Source organism: Stenotrophomonas sp. (assembly GCF_032099025.1).
Classification (GTDB): domain Bacteria; phylum Pseudomonadota; class Gammaproteobacteria; order Xanthomonadales; family Xanthomonadaceae; genus Stenotrophomonas.
In genome coordinates, this window is sequence record NZ_DAMCID010000032.1 from 20,196 (window position 1) to 41,465 (window position 21,270).

Here is a 21,270-nt window from a genome sequence, read left to right on the forward strand (position 1 = left end):
GCGAAAGAAGAGGCAGAGTAGCCGCGCCACTCGCATCGGGGCAACCCGGTCAGGCCACCGACACCCGCCGACGTTTAGAATCCCGCCCATTCACATAGCCCGTCCACAGAGCGAGTTGACCATGGATCCGATCCTCCTCGGCAAAGGCATCACCGACGATATCGCCGTGACCCTGCTACCCCGGCTGGGCAATCGCCACGGCCTGGTGGCCGGCGCGACCGGCACCGGCAAGACCGTCACCCTGATGACCCTGGCCGAAGGTTTCTCGCGGATCGGCGTGCCGGTGTTCCTGGCCGACGTGAAGGGCGATGTCTCCGGTCTGGCCGTTGCCGGCGCCGGCACCGAGGCGTTGCTGCAGCGCGCGCGGGATCTTGGCGTGCCCGACTACGCGCCCGCCGGCAGCCCGACGATCTTCTGGGACCTGTACGGCAAGCTGGGCCATCCGGTGCGCACCACCGTCAGCGAAATGGGCCCGACCCTGCTGTCGCGCATCCTGGAGCTCAACGACACCCAGGCCGGCGTACTCGACATCGTGTTCAAGCTGGCCGACGACCGTGGCCTGCTGCTGCTTGACCTGGACGACCTGCGCGCCCTGCTCGGCCTGGTCGCCGATGAGCGCAAGGACATCTCCACCGAGTACGGGCTGGTCAGTGCACAGACCGTGGCGGCCATCCAGCGGTCGCTGCTGCGCCTGGCGCAGGACGGCGGCGAGTCGTTCTTCGGCGAACCGGCGCTGGAGCTGGCCGACCTGATGCGCGTCAACCACGAGGGTCGCGGCGTGATCGGCATCCTCGCCGCCGACCAGCTGGTGCTCAAGCCGCGCCTGTATTCCACGTTCCTGCTGTGGTTGCTGTCCGAGCTGTTCGAGACGCTGCCCGAAGTGGGTGACCTGGAGAAGCCCAAGCTGGTCTTCATCTTCGACGAGGCGCACCTGCTGTTCGACGACGCGCCGGCCGCGCTGGTGCAGCGCATCGAACAAGTGGTTCGGCTGATCCGTTCCAAGGGCGTGGGCGTGTACTTCTGCTCGCAGTTCCCCGACGACGTGCCGGCCAACATCCTGGGCCAGCTCGGCAACCGGGTGCAGCATGCGCTGCGCGCATTTACCCCGCGCGACCAGAAGGCAGTGAAGATCGCCGCGGAAACATTCGTACCCAATCCCAAGCTGGACGTCGCCGCCGCGTTGGCCAAGCTGGGCACCGGCGAGGCGCTGGTCTCCACGCTCCAGGACAAGGGCATTCCCTCGCCCGTGCAGCAGACCCAGATCGCGCCACCGCGCTGCCGCATGGGCGCGATCACCGAGGCCGAACGCGCGCAGGTGCGCGCGGGCAGCCCGGTGGGCAGCCGTTACGACACCGCCGTGAACCGCGAGTCGGCGGCGGAGCTGCTGGCCCAGCGCGCGGCCAGGGCCGTGGAACAGGCCGACGCGCCCAAGGCGCGTACCCGCGACCAGGACGAGCAGCAGGAAGGTGGGTTCGGGCAGTCGATCAAGGACGCCATCTTCGGCACGAAGCGCCGCCAGGGCATGATCGAGACCATGGCCAAGCAGACCACCCGCACCGTTGGCACCCGGCTGGGCAACCAGATCGTGCGCGGTATCCTGGGTGGCATTTTCGGCGGCAAGCGCTGATTTTCCTGCCGCGCCCCGGCGCGGCACTTTCACGAGTACCCGTGTCCGATGTCGCGTTGGCGTCCCCCTGCGGAAAAAAGTACGGCCCTGATCACCGCGCAGGGCCACCAGCGGCTGAAGACCGAGCTGGACGAGCTGTGGCGCATCCGGCGCCCGGAGGTGGTCAAGGCCCTGGCCGCGGCCGCTGCGGAAGGCGACCGCTCGGAGAACGCCGAATACACCTACCGCAAGAAGCAGCTGGGCGAGATCGACCGCCGCGTGCGCTACCTGACCAAGCGACTGGAATCACTGCGCGTGGTGAACACCGTGCCCACCGACCCGCAGGCCGTGTTCTTCGGTGCGTGGGTGGAGCTGGAGAACGTGGACAGTGGCGATACCAGCCGCTATCGCATCGTGGGGCCCGACGAGACCGACGCGGGTGCGGGCTGGATCAGCATCGACTCGCCGCTGGCGCGCGCATTGCTGAAGAAGCGCGTGGACGACGAATTTGAGGTGGAGCTGCCGAGTGGGCGCACCGGATTCGCGATCCTGGCGGTGGAGTACGAGGCCGCGACTGGGTAGAGCCGACTGTTAGTCGGCTGCTTTCCACGCGGAACGCAACCTGCATGAAGACCGTCGCGCGTTGCGCGACCAGCCGACTAACAGTCGGCTCTACCCAGTCAGCTCTACTCAGCCGGCTCTACCCCGTCGGTATTACATGGCTCGCCGGATACGCCCTGCCGTCGCGGACGGGCCGGAAATACCCGGCGTTCCGATAGAACGCCTCGTCCTGATCCGAATGCCACCCTGGAATGCCCATCAACGGCAGCGGCCGCAACTCCAGCGGGTCATTGAGCATGGCACCAAGCGCAATCGCCCGCGCCACCTGCTCTACCGCCTGCGCATCATCATCGCCCCGCACCACCAGGCACTTGCCTACCAGCAGTCGCGAAGGCAACAGCGCCTGCTCCATCAGCGCATGCCCGAACACGGCAGCCACCGCGATGGCACCGCTGCGCCAGTGCTCCGCGCCCTGCAGAAACAGCTCGCCCCACGCATGCCGGTCCCACGCCCGCAGCATCGCCGCATCCCACACCCGCACGATGACGCCGGTTTCGTCGAACTGGGTCAGCGCGGCCTGCGCGCGGGTACGGCCGCCCGATCCTTCGCGATCCAGGTCGCGGCACTGTCGCGCGTTGAGCGCCTGTTTGACTGCCGGGTAGCGCGCCCACACCAGCGCATTGAACAGGTCGTGCCAGTTCTCCGCGCGGGTGGCGATACGCCCCTGTGCAATGCGCTGCTCGTAATGCAGGCCGTCGGCCAGCAACGCATCGTCCTGCTCGACCAGCTGCCTGCCAGGAATGGACAGCCGCTGGTCCAGCGCTGCCACGTCGGGCCAGTCGCCTGCGATCATCAGATCATTGACGTCCGCGAACGCAGCGAACACGGGATGCGTGAACCGCACCCGGTCCACGTCACCGCGTGCCGGCGCAATGAAACGCCGGCGGCCGGCCGCCGGGCTGGCGGCCGTTCCGGTCACAGCACCTTGAGGTCGAGCAGCTTCTTTGCCGGGCTCTCGTCGATCAGCGCGTCGCCGTACAGATCGTGGTCGTCGCTTTCGGTGATCTCCACGTCCACGAACTGCCCCACGCGCAGGCGCGCCTCGTCGGCATTCTGGATGTGTACCAGGCCGTCGATCTCCGGCGCATCGGCCTTGGAACGGGCCACGGCGATGCCGTCTTCAATGGCATCCACCAGGCACTGCTGCACCGTACCGATCTTGGCTTCCAGGCGCGCGGCCGAGATGTCGGCCTGGCGGGCCATGAAGCGGGCCAGGCGTTCCTGCTTCACTTCCTCGGGCACCGCATCGGGCAGGTCGTTGGCCGTGGCGCCGGTGACCGGGGAGTACGCGAAGGCACCCACGCGGTCCAGCTGCGCCGCGTCCAGGAACGACAGCAGCTCCTCGAACTCGGCCTCGGTCTCGCCCGGGAAGCCGACGATGAAGGTCGAGCGCACGGTGATGTCCGGGCACAGCTGGCGCCAGCGCTGCACGCGCTCCAGGGTCTTGTCGACGGCACCGGGGCGCTTCATCAGGCGCAGGATGCGCGGGCTGGCGTGCTGGAACGGAATGTCCAGGTACGGCAGGATCCGGTTCTCGGCCATCAGCGGCACGACGTCGTCCACGTGCGGATACGGATACACATAATGCATGCGGGTCCAGGCATCCAGTTCGGACAGGCCTTCGCACAGCGACTTCATGCGGGTCTGGTAGGCCTTGTCGCGCCACATGCGCTCGGCGTACTTGACGTCCACGCCATAGGCCGAGGTGTCCTGCGACACCACCAGCAGTTCCTTCACTCCGCCACGCACCAGCCGCTCGGCTTCGCGCAGCACTTCATCGACCGGGCGCGAGACCAGCTTGCCGCGCATCGAGGGGATGATGCAGAAGCTGCAATGGTGGTTGCAGCCTTCGGAAATCTTCAGGTAGGCGTAATGGCGCGGGGTCAGCTTGATGCCGTAGTCGGGCACCAGATCCACGAACGGATCGTGCTTGGGCGGCAGCGCGGCGTGCACGGCCTCCATGACGCTCTGGTAGTCCTGCGGTCCCGAGACGGCCAACACGTCCGGATACGCCTCACGGATCTGCTCCGGGCGCTTGCCCAGGCAGCCGGTGACGATCACCTTGCCGTTGGCGTTCATCGCCTCGCCGATCGCGTCCAGCGACTCGGTCACCGCCGAATCGATGAAGCCGCAGGTGTTGACCACCACCACGTCGGCCGAGTCGTAGGAGGGAACGATGTCGTAGCCCTCGGCCCGCAGCTGGGTGAGGATGCGCTCGGAATCGACAAGGGCCTTCGGGCAGCCAAGGCTGACGAAGCCGACTTTGGGGTTCAGCTGGGACATGGAATCGCGGGACTCTGGGGGCCTGGGCCCACGCCGGAATGACGCGGGGACCTGGGGGCCGGAAACGGCGGCAAGTATACCGGGCGTTGGGCTCCAGACCTGAATTGACCGGTGCACAGGGCTGCGGGACAAGGGCACCGGCCGCCGCCCAAGCCCCCTTGCCCGCACGCGTTGACGGCCCGGGCGAGCAGCCCCCAGCAACCGGCTCAGTTGTCCTGATTGGGAACGCCGGGCTTGTTGGGACTTGGGCCGCCAACCGTGACCGTGCCGGAGCCCCCGCCCGAGCCACCGCCGGTCCAGCCGCCGCCGGCCGGCGGACGGTTGTCGTTGCTGCTGCCATTGCCATCACCGCTACCGGCCCCATGACTCCCCCCGGGAGGGGTTGTTTCCTGCGGCCTGAAATTGCTGCCGTCGTAGCTGGAATGCGTCTTCTGGTAATCAACGCAACCTTGTGAGTTGCAGATCACGACCACGTCCCCAATGGCCGGAATCGAGTCACTCAACGGCCCGAGCGAACCAGCAAGTGCCGACTCATATCGACTCAGGAACGCACGAGTACTCACATCGGGTAGGGGGCGACCCAACTGACACTGGTCGCAGGTTAGCGGACCAACACGTTTCGGCCCTTCTGCCGTTGCCAGGCACATGCCACTCCCCAATCCGACCGCCACCAACGCAGTCGCCATCCATATCTTCCGCTGCATTTGTTTAGTTCTTCCCACAGCAGCTGTCATAAATGATCCTTGCCTTGTCCATGCCACGCCGCCGAGCCGCTGGTACAAGGCCGCGCTCGTACGAATCAATTAGCTGATCCAATCCATGTATGGGATGCATCCTCTGTGCGACCACCGCATACGCGTACTGAAGTTCATTGTCCTTCTCCACATACATGCCGTCGCCGTAAGCGTTGGAGAGCGCCAGCATTGCGTCCTGGCTGCCCACTTTCGCAGCGGCCTCCAGGTAATGGCGCGCGCGTTGCTTCCATTCGATGGCCCGCTCCGGATACCTGAACCAGTCTGATTCGTTGTCACCGAGCACGTAGGCGGGGTTGTTCGGGTACGTCAGCATGGCTTCAATGCTTCCCTGCTCGGCCGCTAGCGTGATCCACTCGCGCGTCGAGAGTTCACTGTCCTCCAGCAGTGGCTGGCACTCCGCAAGTCGCGTGAGTACCTGCTCTGCAACCTCTGAGGGCTGCGCCGGCCCATGCAGCAATCTGCGGCAATCCAGAACAGCCAGAAAAATCCTGTAAGTAGCAAGCGCATCACCGCCTTCGGAAGCGGCAAGCAGTGATCGCACGAATGCGAGCGCATCACCGGGAGGCCGCAGATCTCCATTTCGCAGCACCGCGAACGCGCCCCCGCCTCGCGGGACCTTGACTTGGCTGTCAATAACCATGGGGACGACCAGATTCGGCAACGGGCCCATTGACGTGGGGGGAGCATTTTTCGTAACCAAGGTAACGGCGGCAAAAGATGCACCTGAGGCGCCAGCCGGCCCGTTCCCGGCCGACAGGGCTACACCCGCAACGACGATGGCTACCAATGCGGCGATGAGCATGACCAATGAACGAGACACTGTTTATCCAGGGTGTTTTCTGAGAGGCGCGCGGCTGTAGCCACTGGCTGCGCCGGCGTCGGCGTCGGCGTCGGCGATGCTGGAGATAAAGAATAGAGACGGCACCGCGCTCTTCACATCAGTGAAGTCTGGCCGCGCATGTAGGCCAATCCGCAGCCGGACCGTGGTGGCAATCCGAGGGGGCGCCCTCACCTCACCCGTCGAGCCGCAAAGACAACACACGTGTGCAACTGCACAATTCTGGGGCTGGCTGCCAGATCGTGCACAGTTGCTGACACCCCACTAACCCGTTGCGCGCGGATAATGAACGCCTGAACCAACAGGAGTACCGCAATGGGTGAGTGGGTCACGCTTGATACGCATCATGGTCCGGTCCGGGCCTGGCAGGCCACGCCGCAGGGCAAGCCGCGCGGGGGCCTGGTGGTCATCCAGGAGATCTTTGGCGCCAACGCGCACATCCGTGAGGTGGCCGAAGGCTTCGCCGCGGAAGGCTATGCCGTGCTGGCCCCCTCCTTCTTTGACCTGATCGACGGCACCGAGGCCGATCCCGACACCCTGCCCTATGACCCGGACGGGGTGAAGCAGGGCCTCGACCACGTGAATGCGCTGGGCGTTGAGAAGGCGCTGGAAGTGGTGCGGGCCGCCGCCTCGCGACTGGCCCCGGCCGGCAAGGTCGGCACCGTGGGCTATTGCTGGGGCGGCAGCATCGCCCTGCTCTCGGCGCTGCGGCTGGGCCTGCCGTCGGTCAGCTATTACGGCGCCCGCAACGTGCAGTTCCTGGACGAAACCCCCAAGGCCCCGGTCATGTTCCACTTTGGCGCGCACGACAAGAGCATCCCCCCGGAGGCCATCCAGGCCCACCGCGAGAAGCTGCCGAAGATGGACACCTTCGTCTATCCCGCCGACCACGCCTTCAACCGCAGCGTCGGACATGCGTATGATCCGGACAGTGCCGAGCTGGCACTGAAACGCACCCTAGTCTTCTTTGCGGAGCATCTTGGATGAGCGATTTCGAACTGGATTCACGTCTGGCCGCCAACAGTGTGCTGGTGGACCAAGGCCCGTTGTCGCAAGTGCGGTTGATGAACGACGAACGTTACCCCTGGCTGGTCCTGGTGCCGCGCGTCACCGGCATCACCGAATGGCTGGAGCTGGACGGCGATCAGCAGGACAAGCTGCGCACCGAGTTGAACCGCTGCTGCAAGGCCCTCAAGGGCACCGACGGGGTCGAGAAGATCAATTTCGCCACGCTGGGCAATATCGTGCCGCAGCTGCACTTCCACGTGGTCGGCCGGCATGTCGGCGACCCGGCGTGGCCGGCACCGGTGTGGGGCAATGGCCAGCCTCGCCCCTTCGATGAGACGGTCCTGCAGGAACGTGTCGCGATGTGGAAGGAACGGCTAGGATATTCGCCCCAGCCCTAAGCGGACCCTGCCCCTGATGCGCTCCAACCTTGTCGCCGCCATCGTCCTGATCCTCGTCGGCCTGTTTCTGCTGGCCAGCAACCTGGGCTGGACCAACATGAACCTGGGTCGCCTGATCCTTACCTGGTGGCCGGTGATCCTGGTGGCCGTGGGGATCGGGTTGTTGTTCGGGCGGAAGTGATCGGACGGGCAGCGGACTAACAGTCCGCTCTACCGGTAAGGACCGGTAAGAAGAAGCGTTCCTCCGAAACAAGGAAAGGCGCGGACATGTCCGCGCCTTTTCCTTGTCCGGTGTCAGGTGCCGCCGCTTACGTACGCGGCAGCGTCACGCCGGTCTGGCCCTGGTACTTTCCGCCGCGGTCCTTGTACGAGGTCTCGCAGACGTCGTCCTGGTCAGCCTGGAAGAACAGCATCTGCGCCACGCCTTCGTTGGCGTAGATGCGCGCCGGCAGCGGCGTGGTGTTGCTGAATTCCAGGGTGACGTGGCCTTCCCACTCCGGTTCCAGCGGTGTCACGTTGACGATGATGCCGCAGCGCGCGTAGGTGCTCTTGCCCAGGCAGACCACCAGCGTGTCGCGCGGAATGCGGAAGTACTCCACGGTGCGCGCCAGCGCGAAGCTGTTCGGCGGGATGATGCATTCGTCGCCGACGATGTCGACGAAGCTGCCCGGATCGAAGTGCTTGGGGTCGACGATGGTGGAGTTGATGTTGGTGAACACCTTGAACTCGCGCGAGCAGCGCACGTCGTAGCCGTAGCTGGAGGTGCCGTAGCTGACGATGCGCTGGCCGTTGGCCTGCTTGACCTGGCCGGCCTCGAACGGCTCGATCATCGCGTGCTGCTCGGACATGCGGCGGATCCAGCGGTCACTCTTGATGCTCATGGGGGGTCCTGTGTGCGGGTAGGGACGATTCTAAAGCGATCAGAGCAGCGATGAGAGGATCGGAATGCTGGCGCGCGGGCGCTTGTCCACTTCTTCCACCAGCCGCTCGGCGGCACGCAGGTAGGCCTGCGCGGCGGGGGAATCGGGCGCGGCCGCGGTGATCGGGGTGCCCTTGTCACCCTGCTCGCGGATGCCGATGTCCAGCGGCAGCGAACCCAGCAACGGCACGCCGTACTGCGCGGCCATGCGCTCACCACCGCCGTCGCCGAACAGGTGCTCGATATGGCCACAGTTGCTGCAGGTATGCACGGCCATGTTCTCCACGATGCCCAGCACCGGCACCTCGACCTTCTCGAACATCTTCAGTGCCTTCTTCGCATCCAGCGTGGCGATGTCCTGCGGCGTGGTGACGATCACCGCACCGGCCAGCGGGATCTTCTGGGTCAGGGTGAGCTGGATGTCGCCGGTGCCCGGCGGCAGATCGATCAGCAGGTAATCCAGGTCATCCCAGAGGGTATCGTTGAAGAACTGGGTCATGGCCGAGGTCGCCATCGGGCCACGCCAGATCATCGGCGTCTCGTCTTCGATCAGGTAGCCGATCGACATGGTTTCCACGCCGAACGCGCGCAGCGGTTCGATCGACTTGTTGTCCGGGCTTTCCGGGCGGCCACTCAAGCCCAGCATCATCGGCACGCTGGGGCCGTAGATGTCGGCGTCCAACACCCCGACGCGCGCGCCCAGCCGGGCCAGCGCAACCGCCAGGTTCACGGCAGTGGTGGACTTGCCCACCCCCCCCTTGCCCGACCCCACCGCGATCACGTTGCGGATCCGCGGATGCGGGGTGAGCCCCTTCTGCACCTGGCTGGCGTGGGGACGACGGGACGGACTGGTGCTCACTGCGGGGACTCCGGGAATGCCAAACGGGGGACCCGCCACTATACAGGCCCCTTTTTCCCACCCCGCCGGAAACGCCTGTTGGCCGCGATACGCAGCGATCCAGTCCGCACGATGTCCTGGGGCTGTCCCGGGGCTGTCCCGGGGCTGTCCGAGTCAGCCATGCCCGCCCAATCTGAATGCCAAATGCACGCCCGACGAGAACTCCGCCACAGACCGGCCAAGGTTCATGACGAACAAGTTGCCGATGAAACCAGTTTTAGATCCTTTTAATTCAGATACTTATAGAGCAAATGAGAACGAAAGCTCGGCTTTGCCTAGCTTGTCTTTATGACCTCTTGATGAACAGTTGACAGGTCGCGTTAAGGCCATGTTAACCTCGGGTCATCAGCTCGTGAAGCTGGTGAACAGGGGAAGCATTCAACGCCAAGACCTGTTCCGAGGGCACACGGAGACGCCTGCTGGTCCATGTCACCGGTGTTTGACGCAATCGATCGTTCCAAGGGGATCCACTCATGATGAATCGCAAGTCGCTCAGCCGTAACCCGCTGAGCTTCGCCCTGGCCACCGCGATGGTCTTCGCGGCTTCGGCACCGGTGTTCGCACAGGACAGCACCACCTCGACCGAAACGAAGGAAGAAGCCGCGGCCAAAAAGAAGGCCACCGACCTGAGCACCGTCACCGTCACCGGCTCGCGCATCAGCCGTGACGTGTTCAACTCGGTTTCGCCCGTCCAGGTCGTTACCCGCGAAGAAACCACGCTGGCCGGCTTCAACTCCACGGCCGCCGCCCTGCAGAGCAACAGCGTTACCGCCGGCAGCTCGCAGATCAACAACTCATTCGGTGGCTACGTCACCAACGGTGGCCCGGGCGCCAACACCCTCTCGCTGCGTGGCCTCGGCGCCACCCGTACCCTGATCCTGCTCAACGGCCGCCGCGTAGCGCCGGCAGGTTCGCGTGGTTCGGTCGGCTCGGCCGATCTGAACGTGCTGCCGAACGCCATGGTCGACCGCATCGAAATCCTGAAGGACGGTGCATCGTCGATTTACGGCTCTGACGCAGTTGCCGGCGTGGTGAATATCATCACCCGCAAAAACGTCGACGGCGTGGAAGTGGAATTCCAGCACAATGCGACCGAGAGCGGCGGCGGCGATGAAACCCGCTACTCGCTCGTCTTCGGCAACACCGGCGAGCGTTCGCACTTCTCCGGTTCCTACGAGCACTACCAGCGCAACGAAATGACCGTGGGCGACCGCGGCTGGGCCAGCTGCCCGACCGACAACCTGCGTGACATGGATGTCGGCAACTACTTCGGCAGCGGCGACTACATCGATCCGACCACCGGCAAGTCCAAGTGCTTCACCCTAGATTCCGGCGGCGTGACCATCAATACCTTGGGTACGGCCACTTTTGGTGGTGCGAACCGCTGGCGCCCGAACCCGGCCGTCACCACCGGCCGCCTGCCGGGCTATGAAGCCGTCGGTTATTACGACCGCGACACCTTCGACCCGGGTCTGCTTAAGGAATCGCTGGTCTCCCCGGCTACCACCCACACCCTGTTCTTCCAGGGCGGCGTGGACACCGGCGTGATGGGCGATGCCGAGTTCTACTACGAGTTCCTGGGCAACAAGCGCAAGTCAGAGCAGACCGGCTACCGTCAGCTGTCCTACGACTACTCGGTGGGCAACCCGCTCCTGGGCGGCTTGTCGACCCTGCCGGCCTTCGCCCTGCCGACAGAAACCTCCAACGGCCAGAACGTCGCAGCGCGTACCTTCATCGGTTTCGGCAACGATCGCAGCAAGCAGAGTGTCGACTTCTTCCGCGCTACCGCTGGCCTGCGCGGTGCCCTTAGCTCGGAGTGGAACTATGACTTCATGGTCAGCCACGCCCGCTCGGACGCCGACTACACCTTCAACTCGTTCCTGACCGACCGTCTGGCCCAGAGTTTGAACGTGGTCTCCAACGGTGCAGGCGGCTTCAACTGCGTCAACCCGGCCAACGGCTGCGTCGCCGCGCCGATGCTCAATGCCCAGACCCTGGCCGGCAACCTGCCGTACGCGTGGAAGAACTTTGTCTACACCTCGGTTACCGGCAACACCAAGTACCAGGAATCGACCGCCAACCTGAACGTTAATGGTCCGCTGTTCGACCTGCCGGGCGGCACTGCCGCTGGTGCGTTCGGTATCGAGTACCGCCGCGCGAAGATCGATGACACGCCGAGCATCGAGTCGATCAACCGCAACCTGTACAACCTGACCAGCTCCGATCCGACCCGCGGCAGCGACTCGGTGATGGAAGCCTACGGCGAAATCGAACTGCCGCTGCTGTCCGGCGTCACCGCTGCTGAAGAGCTGACCTTCAACGCGTCTGCCCGCTACACCGACTACAAGTCCTACGGTTCGGACACCACCTGGAAGCTGGGTGGCCTGTGGACCCCGGTCAAGTGGCTGTCGCTGCGTGCCTCCTACGGCACCTCCTACCGCGCCCCGGCGTTGTTCGAGCAGTTCCTGGGTGCCACCAGCGGCTTCCTGGCCGCGTCGAACGATCCCTGCAACAACTACGGCTCGCGTAACCCGACCACCCCGCGCTACATCAACTGCGCCTCCGAAGGCCTGCCGACCACCTTCACCGCCACCAACTCGGTGCGCGTGGACTCGATCGGTGGCGGTCTGGTCGGCGCGAACCTGAAGGCTGAAACCTCCGACGCGTTCACCGTCGGTGCGGTGTTCCAGCCCGAGTTCGGCAGCGGCTTCGGCGATCTTTCCTTCGCGGTTGACTACTACGACATCGAAGTGGAGAACGGCGTCGCGCAGATGGGTGCAAGCTACATCCTGAGCACCTGCTACAACGGCACCACCGGCGACTTCGCCGCCAACAACGGCGTCTGCCGCCTGATCAGCCGCTCGGCCAACAACACGCTGACGGTTCAGAACGGCTATGCCAACCTGGCCACCGACAAGGTGCGCGGCCTGGACTTCACTACCCGCTTCGTGCGTGACATCGGGCCGGGCGAATTCCGCGCCAACGTCCAGGTCTCGCGGTTCCTGGAGCAGTCCGGCAAGGTCTTCCAGGATGATCCGCTGGTCGACTCCAACGGCCTGATCAACAACCCGAAGTTCACCGGCCAGCTGGACCTGACCTACAAGTTCAAGGAATGGCGCGTGCGTTACGGCCTGAACTGGGTCGACGACATGTCCAGCTACGAGTACTACGAGGAAGATCCCGCAACCTCGGCTTACGATCTGTCGGTGCCTAACTACATCACCCAGGACTTCTCGGTGCAGTACACCGCCGACAAGTGGCAGGCCACTGCCGGCGTACGCAACTTCGCCGACAAGGAACCGCCGACCATCAGCCCGGGTGCAGGCATCTACAACACCATCGGCAACTCGCCGCTGTACAGTGGCTATGACTACTTCGGCCGTACGTTCTTCGTGAACCTCAGCAAGAAGTTCTAAGCCCGCACTACCGGCCGCCGCCCTTCGGGGCGGCGGTCGCGTTTCAGGCAGGCTGCGCGCCTGCCTTCCCACTGCATGGACAAGTGAGACGTCGCATGAAGCATTACCTGCTGTTGGCCGCGCTGGCCGTCGCCGCGCCGCTGCATCTCAACGCCAAGCCGGCCGTCCCCACCATCGAGCAACTGGCCGCGTTCCCGGCCATCTCCAGCCTTTCCCTATCTCCAGACGGCACGCAGATCGCCGGGCTTCAGGCCCGTGGCGAGGAACGCGTGATCCTGGTCTGGAAGACCGCCGACCTCAATGCCCCGCCCAGCACCATCGGTGCGGGCCGCATGAAGTTCCAGAGCGTAAGTTTCATCAAGAATGGCCTGCTGGCTGTCACCCTGTGGCAGCCCTATGACCTGCGTACCGATCGCGTCAACAAGACCTTCATCAGCAAGTTCTTCATCACCGATACTGAAGGCAAGCAGTGGAAGGAGCCGATCAGCGTCCCGCGCGCCACCAGCCGCAATGAGGAACTTGAACAGGCGTTGTCCAATTCCACGGTGCTGGACACGTTGCCCAACGACCCGGACCACATTCTGGTGGTGAACGGGTCGGGCAGCAATTCCGGTGACGTGTACAAAGTCAACCTTCGCAGCTTCACCTCCCAGCGTATCCAGAAGACGGAAGAGCGCGTGGCGGGCTATGTCACCGACCTCAACAGCGAACTGCGCGCGCGCCTGCGCCAGGACGTCGACGGAACCGGCGCCTACATCTCGACCGAATTCCGCAACCCGGCCACGAATACGTGGGAGGAGCACTTCCGCTCGCACGTGAAGGACCGTGACATCACGCAGGTGGTGGGCTTTGCCGATGATCCGAACATTGCTTTCATCCAGAGCAACGTGGGTCGCGACAAGACGGTCATCTACGAGTACGACATCGCCGCGCGCAAACAGAAGGAAGTGCTGTTCGAGCACAAGTTCTTCAATGCAGGCAACGTGCTTCTGAACCGCTACAAGGGCGTGGAGGGCGTACCGTTCGGTACCCTGCTGGGTGTGGGCTACAGCGGCCCGCGCCAGAATGAGATCCAGTGGACAAACCCGACATTCAAGTCGCTGGAACAAGGCCTGCGCCAGGCGCTGGGCATCACCGCCAGCGAAGTGGCCTTGGTCGACCCGGCAACCGGTCAGCGTGCCGCGACCCAGCTGGATACCGGCAAGGCCATCCGCCTGGTCGACTACAGCGCTGACCTCAAGACATTCCTGGTGGTCGTTTCCGGCCCGGCCAACCCGCCCGAGTACTATCTGTTCAGCAACGGCAAGCTGACCCTGCTCGCCAAGTCCTACCCCCAGCTCGATCCGGCCGCGCTGGGCGACACGAAGCTGGTGTACTACAAGGCGCGCGACGGCCTGGACATCCCGGCCTTCCTCACCACCCCCAGCACCGAACTGTGCGGTGCCGGCCCGTGGAAGGCGGTGGTGCACCCGCACGGCGGCCCGTGGGCACGCGACGGCATGGACTTCGACGGTTCCATGTGGGTGCCGCTGATGGCATCGCGCTGCATGGCGGTGCTGCGCCCGCAGTTCCGCGGTTCGGCCGACTGGAGCCGCAAGCTGTGGATGGCCGGCGACGCTGAGTGGGGCCAGAAGATGCAGGACGACAAGGATGATGGCGCCAAGTGGATGATCGAACAGAAGATCGCCCAGCCCGGCCACATCGCCATGTTCGGCTTCTCCTACGGCGGCTACTCTGCGTTTGCCGCCTCGGTGCGCCCGAACGGCCTGTACAAGTGCGCCATCGCCGGCGCCGGCGTGTCGGACATCAAGAAGATCTGGTCGCGCTTCTACACCAACCCGTTCTTCCGCCAGGCCCAGGCCAAGACCGTGGACGGCCTGAACCCGCTGGACAAGGCCGGCGAGATGAAGATCCCGCTGATGGTCTACCACGGTGATCGCGACCGTACCGTGCCGATCGAGCAGTCCGAATGGTTCGTGGACAAGGCCAAGAGCTCCGGCCAGCCGGTCGAGTTCCACGCCATCGCCGATTACGCGCATGGTCCGGCCTGGACCCGGGAGATCATGGGCGACCAGCTGAAGCTGATCGACGATTACCTCGGCAAGGGCTGCGGCGGCGGCGGCTTGTAACGAACGGTCACCTCACCCACGGTGGGGTGCCACCGGCATGTATATCGGCCACCTTCGGGTGGCCGATGTCGTTTCACCGGTTTCAATCGCGCAGGATCACCTTCGCCGCGTTGTGCCCCGGCGCGCCGGTCACGCCGCCGCCTGGGTGCGTACCCGACCCGCACAGGTACAGGCCAGGCAGCGCGCCGCGGTAATTGGCCTGGCCCAGCATCGGGCGTGCGCTGAACAGCTGGTTGAGGCTCAGCGCACCATGGAAAATGTCGCCGCCGATCAGGCCGAAGGTCCGCTCAAGGTCGAGCGGGCTGAGCACCTGCCTGCCCAGCACCAGTTCGGCAAATCCCGGTGCGTGCTGCGCCACGGTGGCGATCATCAGATCGGCGACTTCCTCGCGGTGGTCGTCCCAGCTGCGCCCACCGGGCAGCACCGGTGCCACGTGCTGGCAGAACAGACTGGCCACGTGCTGACCTGGCGGTGCCAGCGAATCGTCCAGCGTGCTTGGAATGAGCATTTCCACGATCGGCGCGCGCGACCAGCCATGCGTGCGCGCATCGCTGTAGGCGCGGTCCATGTACGCCAGGCTGGGCGCCATGATGATGCCGGCGGTGAGATGGTCCCCTGCCCCGGGCAACACCGTGAACGAGGGCAACGCGGACAGCGCCACGTTCATGCGGAACGTGCCCGACCCGCAGCGCCAGTGCGCCATGCGTTCGCGCGTGGCCGCAGGCACCTGTTCGGGCGCGAGCAGCTGCTCATAAAGCAGCTTGGGATTGACGTTGGCCACCACCGCATGCGCGCGGATCACCTCGCCCTGCAGCGTTTCCACGCCCACCGCGCGGCCCTGCTCGACCAGCACCCGGCGTACCCCGGCCCCGGTGCGTATCTCGGCGCCGGCGGCGATCGCCGAGCGCGCCATGGCCTGGGTGATCGCGCCCATGCCACCGATCGCATGTCCCCATGCGCCTTTGACGCCGTTGCTCTCGCCGAAGGCGTGGTGCAGCAGCACGTAGGCAGAACCCGGCGCGTCCGGGCTGGCGTAGTTGCCCACGATGCCGTCGAAGCCGAACAGCGCCTTGATCGGCTCGCTCTCGAACCAGCGATCCAGGTATTCCGAGGCAGAGATGGTGAACAGGTCCAGCAGTTCCTGGCGCAGCGCCGGCGCCAGCCCGTGCAGCCGCCGCCCGAGCCGACCGGCCTGCCACAGCGCCGGCAGCTGGCTCAGCCAATGGCCTTCACCCACGTTGGGCGGCGCCTGCAGCGCCAGGTCGCGCAACACGTCGGCGAAGGCTTCCAGCCGCTGTTCGAACGCCGGCAGGCGCTCGGCATCGCGCGCGGAAAAGCGTGCCACCTGCGACTGTGTCAGCCCGGCCCCTGCCAGCAGGTAATCACCTTCCAGCGGCAGGAAGTTGTTGATGCGCCGTGGCACCACGCGCAGCCCATGCTCGGCCAGCGCCAGCTCCTGGATGATGCGCGGCTGCAGCAGCGACACCGTATAAGAGGCCACCGAATTGCGGAAACCCGGGTGGAACTCCTCGGTGACCGCCGCCCCGCCCACGACCGCCCGGCGCTCCAGCACCAGCACACGCTTGCCGGCGCGCGCCAGGTAGGCCGCGCAGACCAGGCCGTTGTGCCCGCCGCCGATGATGACCGCATCCCACCCACGTGTCGTTGAAGTGCCCATGTGCGGTTGTATACACCGGTGCCCGGGCGCTTGTCCCGCGCTGGCGGGCGGCTGTGCCGCAACAGGTCTTCCGGCGCATGGGGGCTGAACGCCGGCACCGCTTGCCTTCGTCCATGACCTTCGACACCCTTGCAGGCCGGGCCAGCGGCGTATCGTCTGGCCCACGGCCCCATCGGGGCCCATCCTGAAAGATTCTTCGGCCCGGAGGCCAAACCAGTGATCTCTCGTACTCCCAAGATTGTTCTGCTGACCCTGGCCGTTTCGGCCGCGCTGGTCGGCTGCGGCAAGAACGAAACCCCGGCTACGGACAGCGCGGCCTCCACCGCCACCCCGACGGCCGCCGCCCCGGCCGCCACCGAGTTCAAGCTCGACGAAGCCAAGCTGCCGGCCTACAACGCCTTCCACCCGTCCGACCTGGACAAGAGCCTGGACGCGTGCACCGCGTTCGGCGACTACGTCAACAGCAAGTGGCTGGCCGCCAATGAAATTCCGGGCGACCGCACCAGCTGGGGCGCCTTCACCATCCTGGACGAGCGCTCGGTCGCCGTGCAGCACCAGCTGGCCGAACAGGTCGCGGCGGTGAAGAACCCGACCGGCATCGAGAAGATCGTCGGCGACTTCTGGGCCACCGGCATGGACGAGGCCAAGATCAACGCGCAGGGCATCGAGCCGATCAAGGCCGACCTGGCCGCCATCGACGGCCTGCAGAGCAAGGACGCCATCGCCGATTACCTGCGCAGCAGTGCCGCCAAGGGCGACAACGTGCTGTTCGGTTTCGGTCCGGAGGCGGACTTCAACGATCCCGGCATGAACATTGCCTACGCCAGCCAGGGCGGCCTGGGCCTGCCGGATACCACGTACTACACCGACGCCAAGAACGCCGACAAGCTCAAGGCCTACCAGGCCCACGTTGCCAAGGTGCTGGAACTGTCCGGCGTGGCTGCGGCCGACGCCGCCAAGCAGGCCGCGGACGTGGTGAAGTTCGAAACCCGCCTGGCCAAGGCATCCAAGTCCAGCGAACAGCTCTCGCGTGATGTCTCGCTGTTCTACCACCCGGTGAGCCTGGCCGACGCCGACAAGCTGACCCCGAACTTCAGCTGGACCAAGTTCTTCGAAGCGCAGGGCATTGCCGCGCCGGAGAAGTTCTCGCTGGCCATTCCCAGCTTCCACCAGGAAGTGAGCAAGGCGCTGGCCGACACCGACCCGTCGGTGTGGCGTTCGTACCTGCGTTTCCGCACCATCGACGGCGCCTCGCCGTACCTGGCTGACGCCTTCGTGCAGGAAAACTACGACTTCTACGGCAAGACCCTCAACGGCCAGAAGGAAATGAAGGCGCGCTGGAAGCGCGTGCTGGGCACCATCGAAAACGATGCCGGCGAAGCCTTCGGCCAGCTGTACGTCAAGGTCGCCTTCTCGCCCGAAGCCAAGGCCAAGATGGAAGAACTGGTCAAGAACCTGGCCGCCGCACTCAAGGAACGCATCCAGGGCCTGACCTGGATGAGCGATGAGACCAAGGCCAAGGCCATCGCCAAGTGGGAAACCTTCACCCCGAAGATCGGCTACCCGGACAAGTGGCGCGACTGGAGCGGCCTGACCACCGCCCGTGACAGCTACTTCGGCAACGTGCGCGCCGCCAACGAGTTCAACTACAAGTTCGCGCTGGGCAAGATCGGCAAGCCGGTGGACAAGACCGAGTGGGGCATGACCCCGCAGACCGTCAATGCCTACTACAACCCGCTGCAGAACGAGATCGTGTTCCCGGCCGCCATCCTGCAGCCGCCGTTCTTCGACCCGAAGGCCGACGACGCGCTGAACTATGGTGGCATCGGCGCGGTGATCGGCCATGAAATGACTCACGGTTACGACGACCAGGGCAGCCGCTTCGGGCCGACCGGCAAGTTCGAGAACTGGTGGACCGACGGTGACACCAAGAACTTCAGCGGCCTCACCGGCAAGCTGGTCAATCAGTTCGACGGCTACAAGGTCGGCGACCAGGCGGTCAACGGCAAGCTGACCCTGGGCGAGAACATCGCCGACCTGGGCGGCCTGGCCACGGCCTACGACGCCCTGCAGAAGGCCAGCGCCGGCAAGGAAGACGCGAAGGTCGACGGCTTCAGCCGCGATCAGCGCTTCTTCTTCAACTGGGCCACCGTGTGGCGCACCAAGTACACCCCGGAAAACGCCAAGGTCCGCCTGGCGACCGATCCGCACGCACCGGCGGCGTTCCGCGCCATGGGTGCCCCGTCGAACCTGCCGACCTTCGCGGCTGCGTTCGAGTGCAAGCCGGGTTCGCCGATGGTCCGCGCCGGCGACAAGCAGGTGGTGATTTGGTAATCCATCGCGCCCTGGCGTGATGTGTGAACAAGCAAGGCCCGGGGGAAACCCCGGGCCTTTTTGTTTGCATGCCGCGTTTTCATCGCAGCTTGCTATAGTTCCGCGGTCTTCAATCCTTCCGGATTTGTTTCACATGCCCAACCTTCGTCCGCTTGCCATTGCCCTCGGCCTGGGCCTGGCCACCCTGGTCGTCACCGACGCGTCCGCCGCTCCGAAGAAGAAGGCCGCCAGCCGCGCGCCTGCCGCCAGCGCCCAGTGCAGCGACTTCTACGAAGCCAACAACGCCGCCTGGCTGAAGGCCAACCCGGTCCCGCAGACCGGCGCGACCACTGCGATGGGCCAGCTGGCCGAGCGCGCCCGCGTTCAGCAGCGCGAGCTGCTCGACAGCGCGATGAAGGCACCGCAGGGCAATGTGCAGAAGCTGCTGGGCGACTTCTGGGCCAGTGGCCTGGATGAGGCCGCCGTGGAAGCCGACGGGTCCAATCCGATCGCCCCGCTGCTGACCCGCATCAACGCCATCAAGAAGCCGAAGGATGTGCCGGCGTCGATCGCGGCGCTGCACCAGGTGGGTATCCCGGTCGCGTTCAACTTCGCTCCGGACGTGGACCTGAAGGCGCTGGACCGCCACATCGGCTACTTCATGCAGGGCGGCATGGGCCTGCCGGACCCGGCCTTCTACACCCGCACCGACGCCGACACCGTGGCCCTGATGGCGCGGTACCGCAACTACGTCAAGCAGATCCTGGCCCTTACCGGCACCAAGCCGGCCCTCCTGGACGCCGAGTCGCAGGCGGTGATCGCGCTGGAAACCGAACTGGCACGCAACGCGCAGTCGCTGGCGGGCATCAACAACCCGTTCAACAACTACGCGCCGATTTCCACCAAGGACCTCAACAGCCGCTTCCGCAACCTGCAGCTGGATGCGTTCCTGAAGGTGCAGGGCGTCAACGACGACCTGGTCTCGCTGTCCGACCCGGAGCTGTTCAAGCAGCTTGATGGCATGGTCACCCGGATCAAGCCGGACCAGTGGAAGGCCTACCTGCGCTGGCGCGTTGGCGATGCGATGGCACCGTACCTGTCCAAGGCGTACCGCGATGCGGAGTTTGAATTCCGCGGGCGCGTGATCCGTGGCGAGACCCTGGCCCCGGCACGCTGGGAGCAGGTGCTCAATGCGATGAACGTCGCAGCGGGCCCGATGGTGGGTCGTGAGTACGCGTCGCGCTACCTGGCCGCCGACGACCGTCGCCAGGCGGCGGTCATCGTCGACAAGATCCGCGAAACGCAGATCGAGGCGGTCAAGCGCAGCGCCTGGCTGAGCCCGGAAGCCAAGGCCGAGGCGCAGGCCAAGCTGGCCGCATTGAAGATTGAAATCGGCACCCCGCTGCGCGACCTGGACTACAGCGTGCAGCCGATGGGCCGTGGCAGCTTCGGCGGCAACATGCTGATCGCCTCCACGTGGCGCCACCGCGAAGAAATGAAGCGCATCGGCAAGGGCAACGCCGACCGCCGCTGGGACGTGCTGCCGCAGCAGCCCGCACTGGCCTACGACATCGCGCAGAACCGCCTGATCGTTACCGCGGCGGTGCTGCAGGGCCCGGTGTTCAATGCGAAGGCCGACACCGCCGACAAGTACGGCAGCTACGGCGCGCTGGTGGCCCATGAGCTGAACCGTGCGGTCGACGCCAAGGGCGCGCTAGTGGATGCCAACGGCACGCTGCGCAGCTGGTGGACGCCGGCCGACAAGACCGCTTGGAACCTGCTGGGCAACCGTGTCGCGGCGCAGTTCAGCGGCTATGAGTTCCCCGGCGTGAAGGGCGCCAAGGTCAACGGCGAACTGACGCGCGAAGAGAACCTGGCCGACCTGGCCGGTGTCGAGCTGGCCTGGGAGGCGTACAAGTCCGCCGAACCGAGCGCCAAGCCGGTCGCTCAGCAGGGCTTCTTCCGCGCCTGGGCGGCGCTGTGGCCGCAGCAGTTGTCGCCGAACGAGGCTGCCCAGCGGCTGACCTCGGACACGCTGGCACCGGGCAAGTGGCGCACCAACGGCGCGCTGTCCAACCTGCCCGCGTTCGGTGCGACCTTCAGCTGCAAACCGGGCCAGCCGATGCAGCGCGTGGACAACGACCAGATCAAGATCTGGCGCTGAGGCGAGCGTTGATCCGAAAAAGGGGCGCCCATTGGGCGCCCTTTTTTTGGTTCTTCCCCCATCGAGCGGAGCGCCTCATTTCAAGGGCTTTGGAAGCTTGGTGCACGGTCTTCGATCAGGTTCATCGCGAGCGTTGAGGGCCCCGCCGCGGGCGGCAGGCCCCTATGCAAATGTCCCCCGGCGTCGGCATGCGCCGCCGCCTCCTCCTTTACTTTGCCAGGGACCTACCGCCCGCGACGGGGCT

The 21,270-nt window shown here is 65.3% G+C and carries 16 protein-coding genes; 9 read left to right on the forward strand and 7 right to left on the reverse strand.

The window, feature by feature from the left end; all coding sequences use genetic code 11:
- Window positions 1–121: 121 nt before the first annotated feature.
- On the forward strand, window positions 122–1,627 hold the full coding sequence (locus RT456_RS17175) for a helicase HerA-like domain-containing protein (RefSeq protein WP_313348361.1): 1,506 nt from the start codon (window positions 122–124) through the stop codon (window positions 1,625–1,627).
- 48 nt (window positions 1,628–1,675) lie between these two features.
- On the forward strand, window positions 1,676–2,188 hold the full coding sequence (greB, locus tag RT456_RS17180; RefSeq protein ID WP_313348362.1) for a transcription elongation factor GreB: 513 nt from the start codon (window positions 1,676–1,678) through the stop codon (window positions 2,186–2,188).
- Window positions 2,189–2,306: 118 nt separating this feature from the next.
- Here greB and RT456_RS17185 read toward each other — a convergent pair whose 3' ends face one another.
- The 4 genes from RT456_RS17185 to RT456_RS17200 form a co-directional block, all read right to left on the reverse strand.
- On the reverse strand, window positions 2,307–3,053 hold the full coding sequence (locus RT456_RS17185; protein WP_313348364.1) for a DUF3025 domain-containing protein: 747 nt from the start codon (window positions 3,051–3,053) through the stop codon (window positions 2,307–2,309).
- 89 nt (window positions 3,054–3,142) lie between these two features.
- Window positions 3,143–4,510, reverse strand: coding sequence for a 30S ribosomal protein S12 methylthiotransferase RimO (gene rimO / locus RT456_RS17190; RefSeq protein WP_313348365.1), 1,368 nt, complete (start codon window positions 4,508–4,510; stop codon window positions 3,143–3,145).
- Between the two features lie 206 nt (window positions 4,511–4,716).
- Window positions 4,717–5,013: a hypothetical protein gene (locus RT456_RS17195; protein WP_313348366.1), complete on the reverse strand. Its 297-nt coding sequence runs from the start codon at window positions 5,011–5,013 to the stop codon at window positions 4,717–4,719.
- A 205-nt stretch (window positions 5,014–5,218) separates the two neighbouring features.
- Window positions 5,219–6,067, reverse strand: a complete 849-nt coding sequence (locus RT456_RS17200) for a hypothetical protein (protein WP_313348367.1) — start codon at window positions 6,065–6,067, stop codon at window positions 5,219–5,221.
- Window positions 6,068–6,418: 351 nt separating this feature from the next.
- Between RT456_RS17200 and RT456_RS17205 the strand changes: the two genes are divergently transcribed.
- From RT456_RS17205 to RT456_RS17215, 3 genes are read left to right on the forward strand one after another with little or no spacing between them, the layout of a single operon-like run.
- Complete coding sequence (locus RT456_RS17205) at window positions 6,419–7,090, forward strand: dienelactone hydrolase family protein (RefSeq protein ID WP_313348368.1); 672 nt, start codon at window positions 6,419–6,421, stop codon at window positions 7,088–7,090.
- A complete protein-coding gene (locus RT456_RS17210; protein ID WP_313348369.1) occupies window positions 7,087–7,509 on the forward strand; it encodes an HIT family protein in 423 nt (140 codons plus the stop codon). The genes RT456_RS17205 and RT456_RS17210 overlap by 4 nt, the downstream gene beginning before the upstream one ends.
- Window positions 7,510–7,525: 16 nt before the next feature.
- Window positions 7,526–7,690, forward strand: coding sequence for a DUF5668 domain-containing protein (locus RT456_RS17215; protein ID WP_313348371.1), 165 nt, complete (start codon window positions 7,526–7,528; stop codon window positions 7,688–7,690).
- Window positions 7,691–7,817: 127 nt separating this feature from the next.
- On the opposite strand, the gene dcd is transcribed toward RT456_RS17215, so the two are convergent.
- Together dcd and apbC are read right to left on the reverse strand one after the other, a co-directional pair.
- Window positions 7,818–8,390 carry a dCTP deaminase gene (dcd, locus tag RT456_RS17220; protein WP_313348372.1) on the reverse strand — a complete coding sequence of 191 codons (573 nt, stop codon included), beginning with the start codon at window positions 8,388–8,390 and terminating at the stop codon, window positions 7,818–7,820.
- A 39-nt stretch (window positions 8,391–8,429) separates the two neighbouring features.
- A complete protein-coding gene (gene apbC / locus RT456_RS17225; protein ID WP_313348374.1) occupies window positions 8,430–9,287 on the reverse strand; it encodes an iron-sulfur cluster carrier protein ApbC in 858 nt (285 codons plus the stop codon).
- 512 nt (window positions 9,288–9,799) lie between these two features.
- Between apbC and RT456_RS17230 the strand changes: the two genes are divergently transcribed.
- Together RT456_RS17230 and RT456_RS17235 are read left to right on the forward strand one after the other, a co-directional pair.
- Window positions 9,800–12,742: a TonB-dependent receptor gene (locus tag RT456_RS17230; RefSeq protein WP_313348376.1), complete on the forward strand. Its 2,943-nt coding sequence runs from the start codon at window positions 9,800–9,802 to the stop codon at window positions 12,740–12,742.
- A 95-nt stretch (window positions 12,743–12,837) separates the two neighbouring features.
- Window positions 12,838–14,871 (forward strand): prolyl oligopeptidase family serine peptidase, encoded by a 2,034-nt coding sequence (locus RT456_RS17235; RefSeq protein WP_313348378.1) that lies wholly within the window; start codon window positions 12,838–12,840, stop codon window positions 14,869–14,871.
- 82 nt (window positions 14,872–14,953) lie between these two features.
- Here the strand turns inward: RT456_RS17235 and RT456_RS17240 are convergent, their stop codons facing one another.
- Window positions 14,954–16,549, reverse strand: a complete 1,596-nt coding sequence (locus tag RT456_RS17240; RefSeq protein WP_313348380.1) for an NAD(P)/FAD-dependent oxidoreductase — start codon at window positions 16,547–16,549, stop codon at window positions 14,954–14,956.
- A 219-nt stretch (window positions 16,550–16,768) separates the two neighbouring features.
- Between RT456_RS17240 and RT456_RS17245 the strand changes: the two genes are divergently transcribed.
- Both RT456_RS17245 and RT456_RS17250 read left to right on the forward strand, forming a co-directional pair.
- Window positions 16,769–18,883, forward strand: coding sequence for a M13-type metalloendopeptidase (locus RT456_RS17245; RefSeq protein ID WP_313348383.1), 2,115 nt, complete (start codon window positions 16,769–16,771; stop codon window positions 18,881–18,883).
- A 133-nt stretch (window positions 18,884–19,016) separates the two neighbouring features.
- A complete protein-coding gene (locus RT456_RS17250; RefSeq protein ID WP_313348381.1) occupies window positions 19,017–21,026 on the forward strand; it encodes a M13 family metallopeptidase in 2,010 nt (669 codons plus the stop codon).
- The last annotated feature ends 244 nt before the right edge of the window (window positions 21,027–21,270 follow it).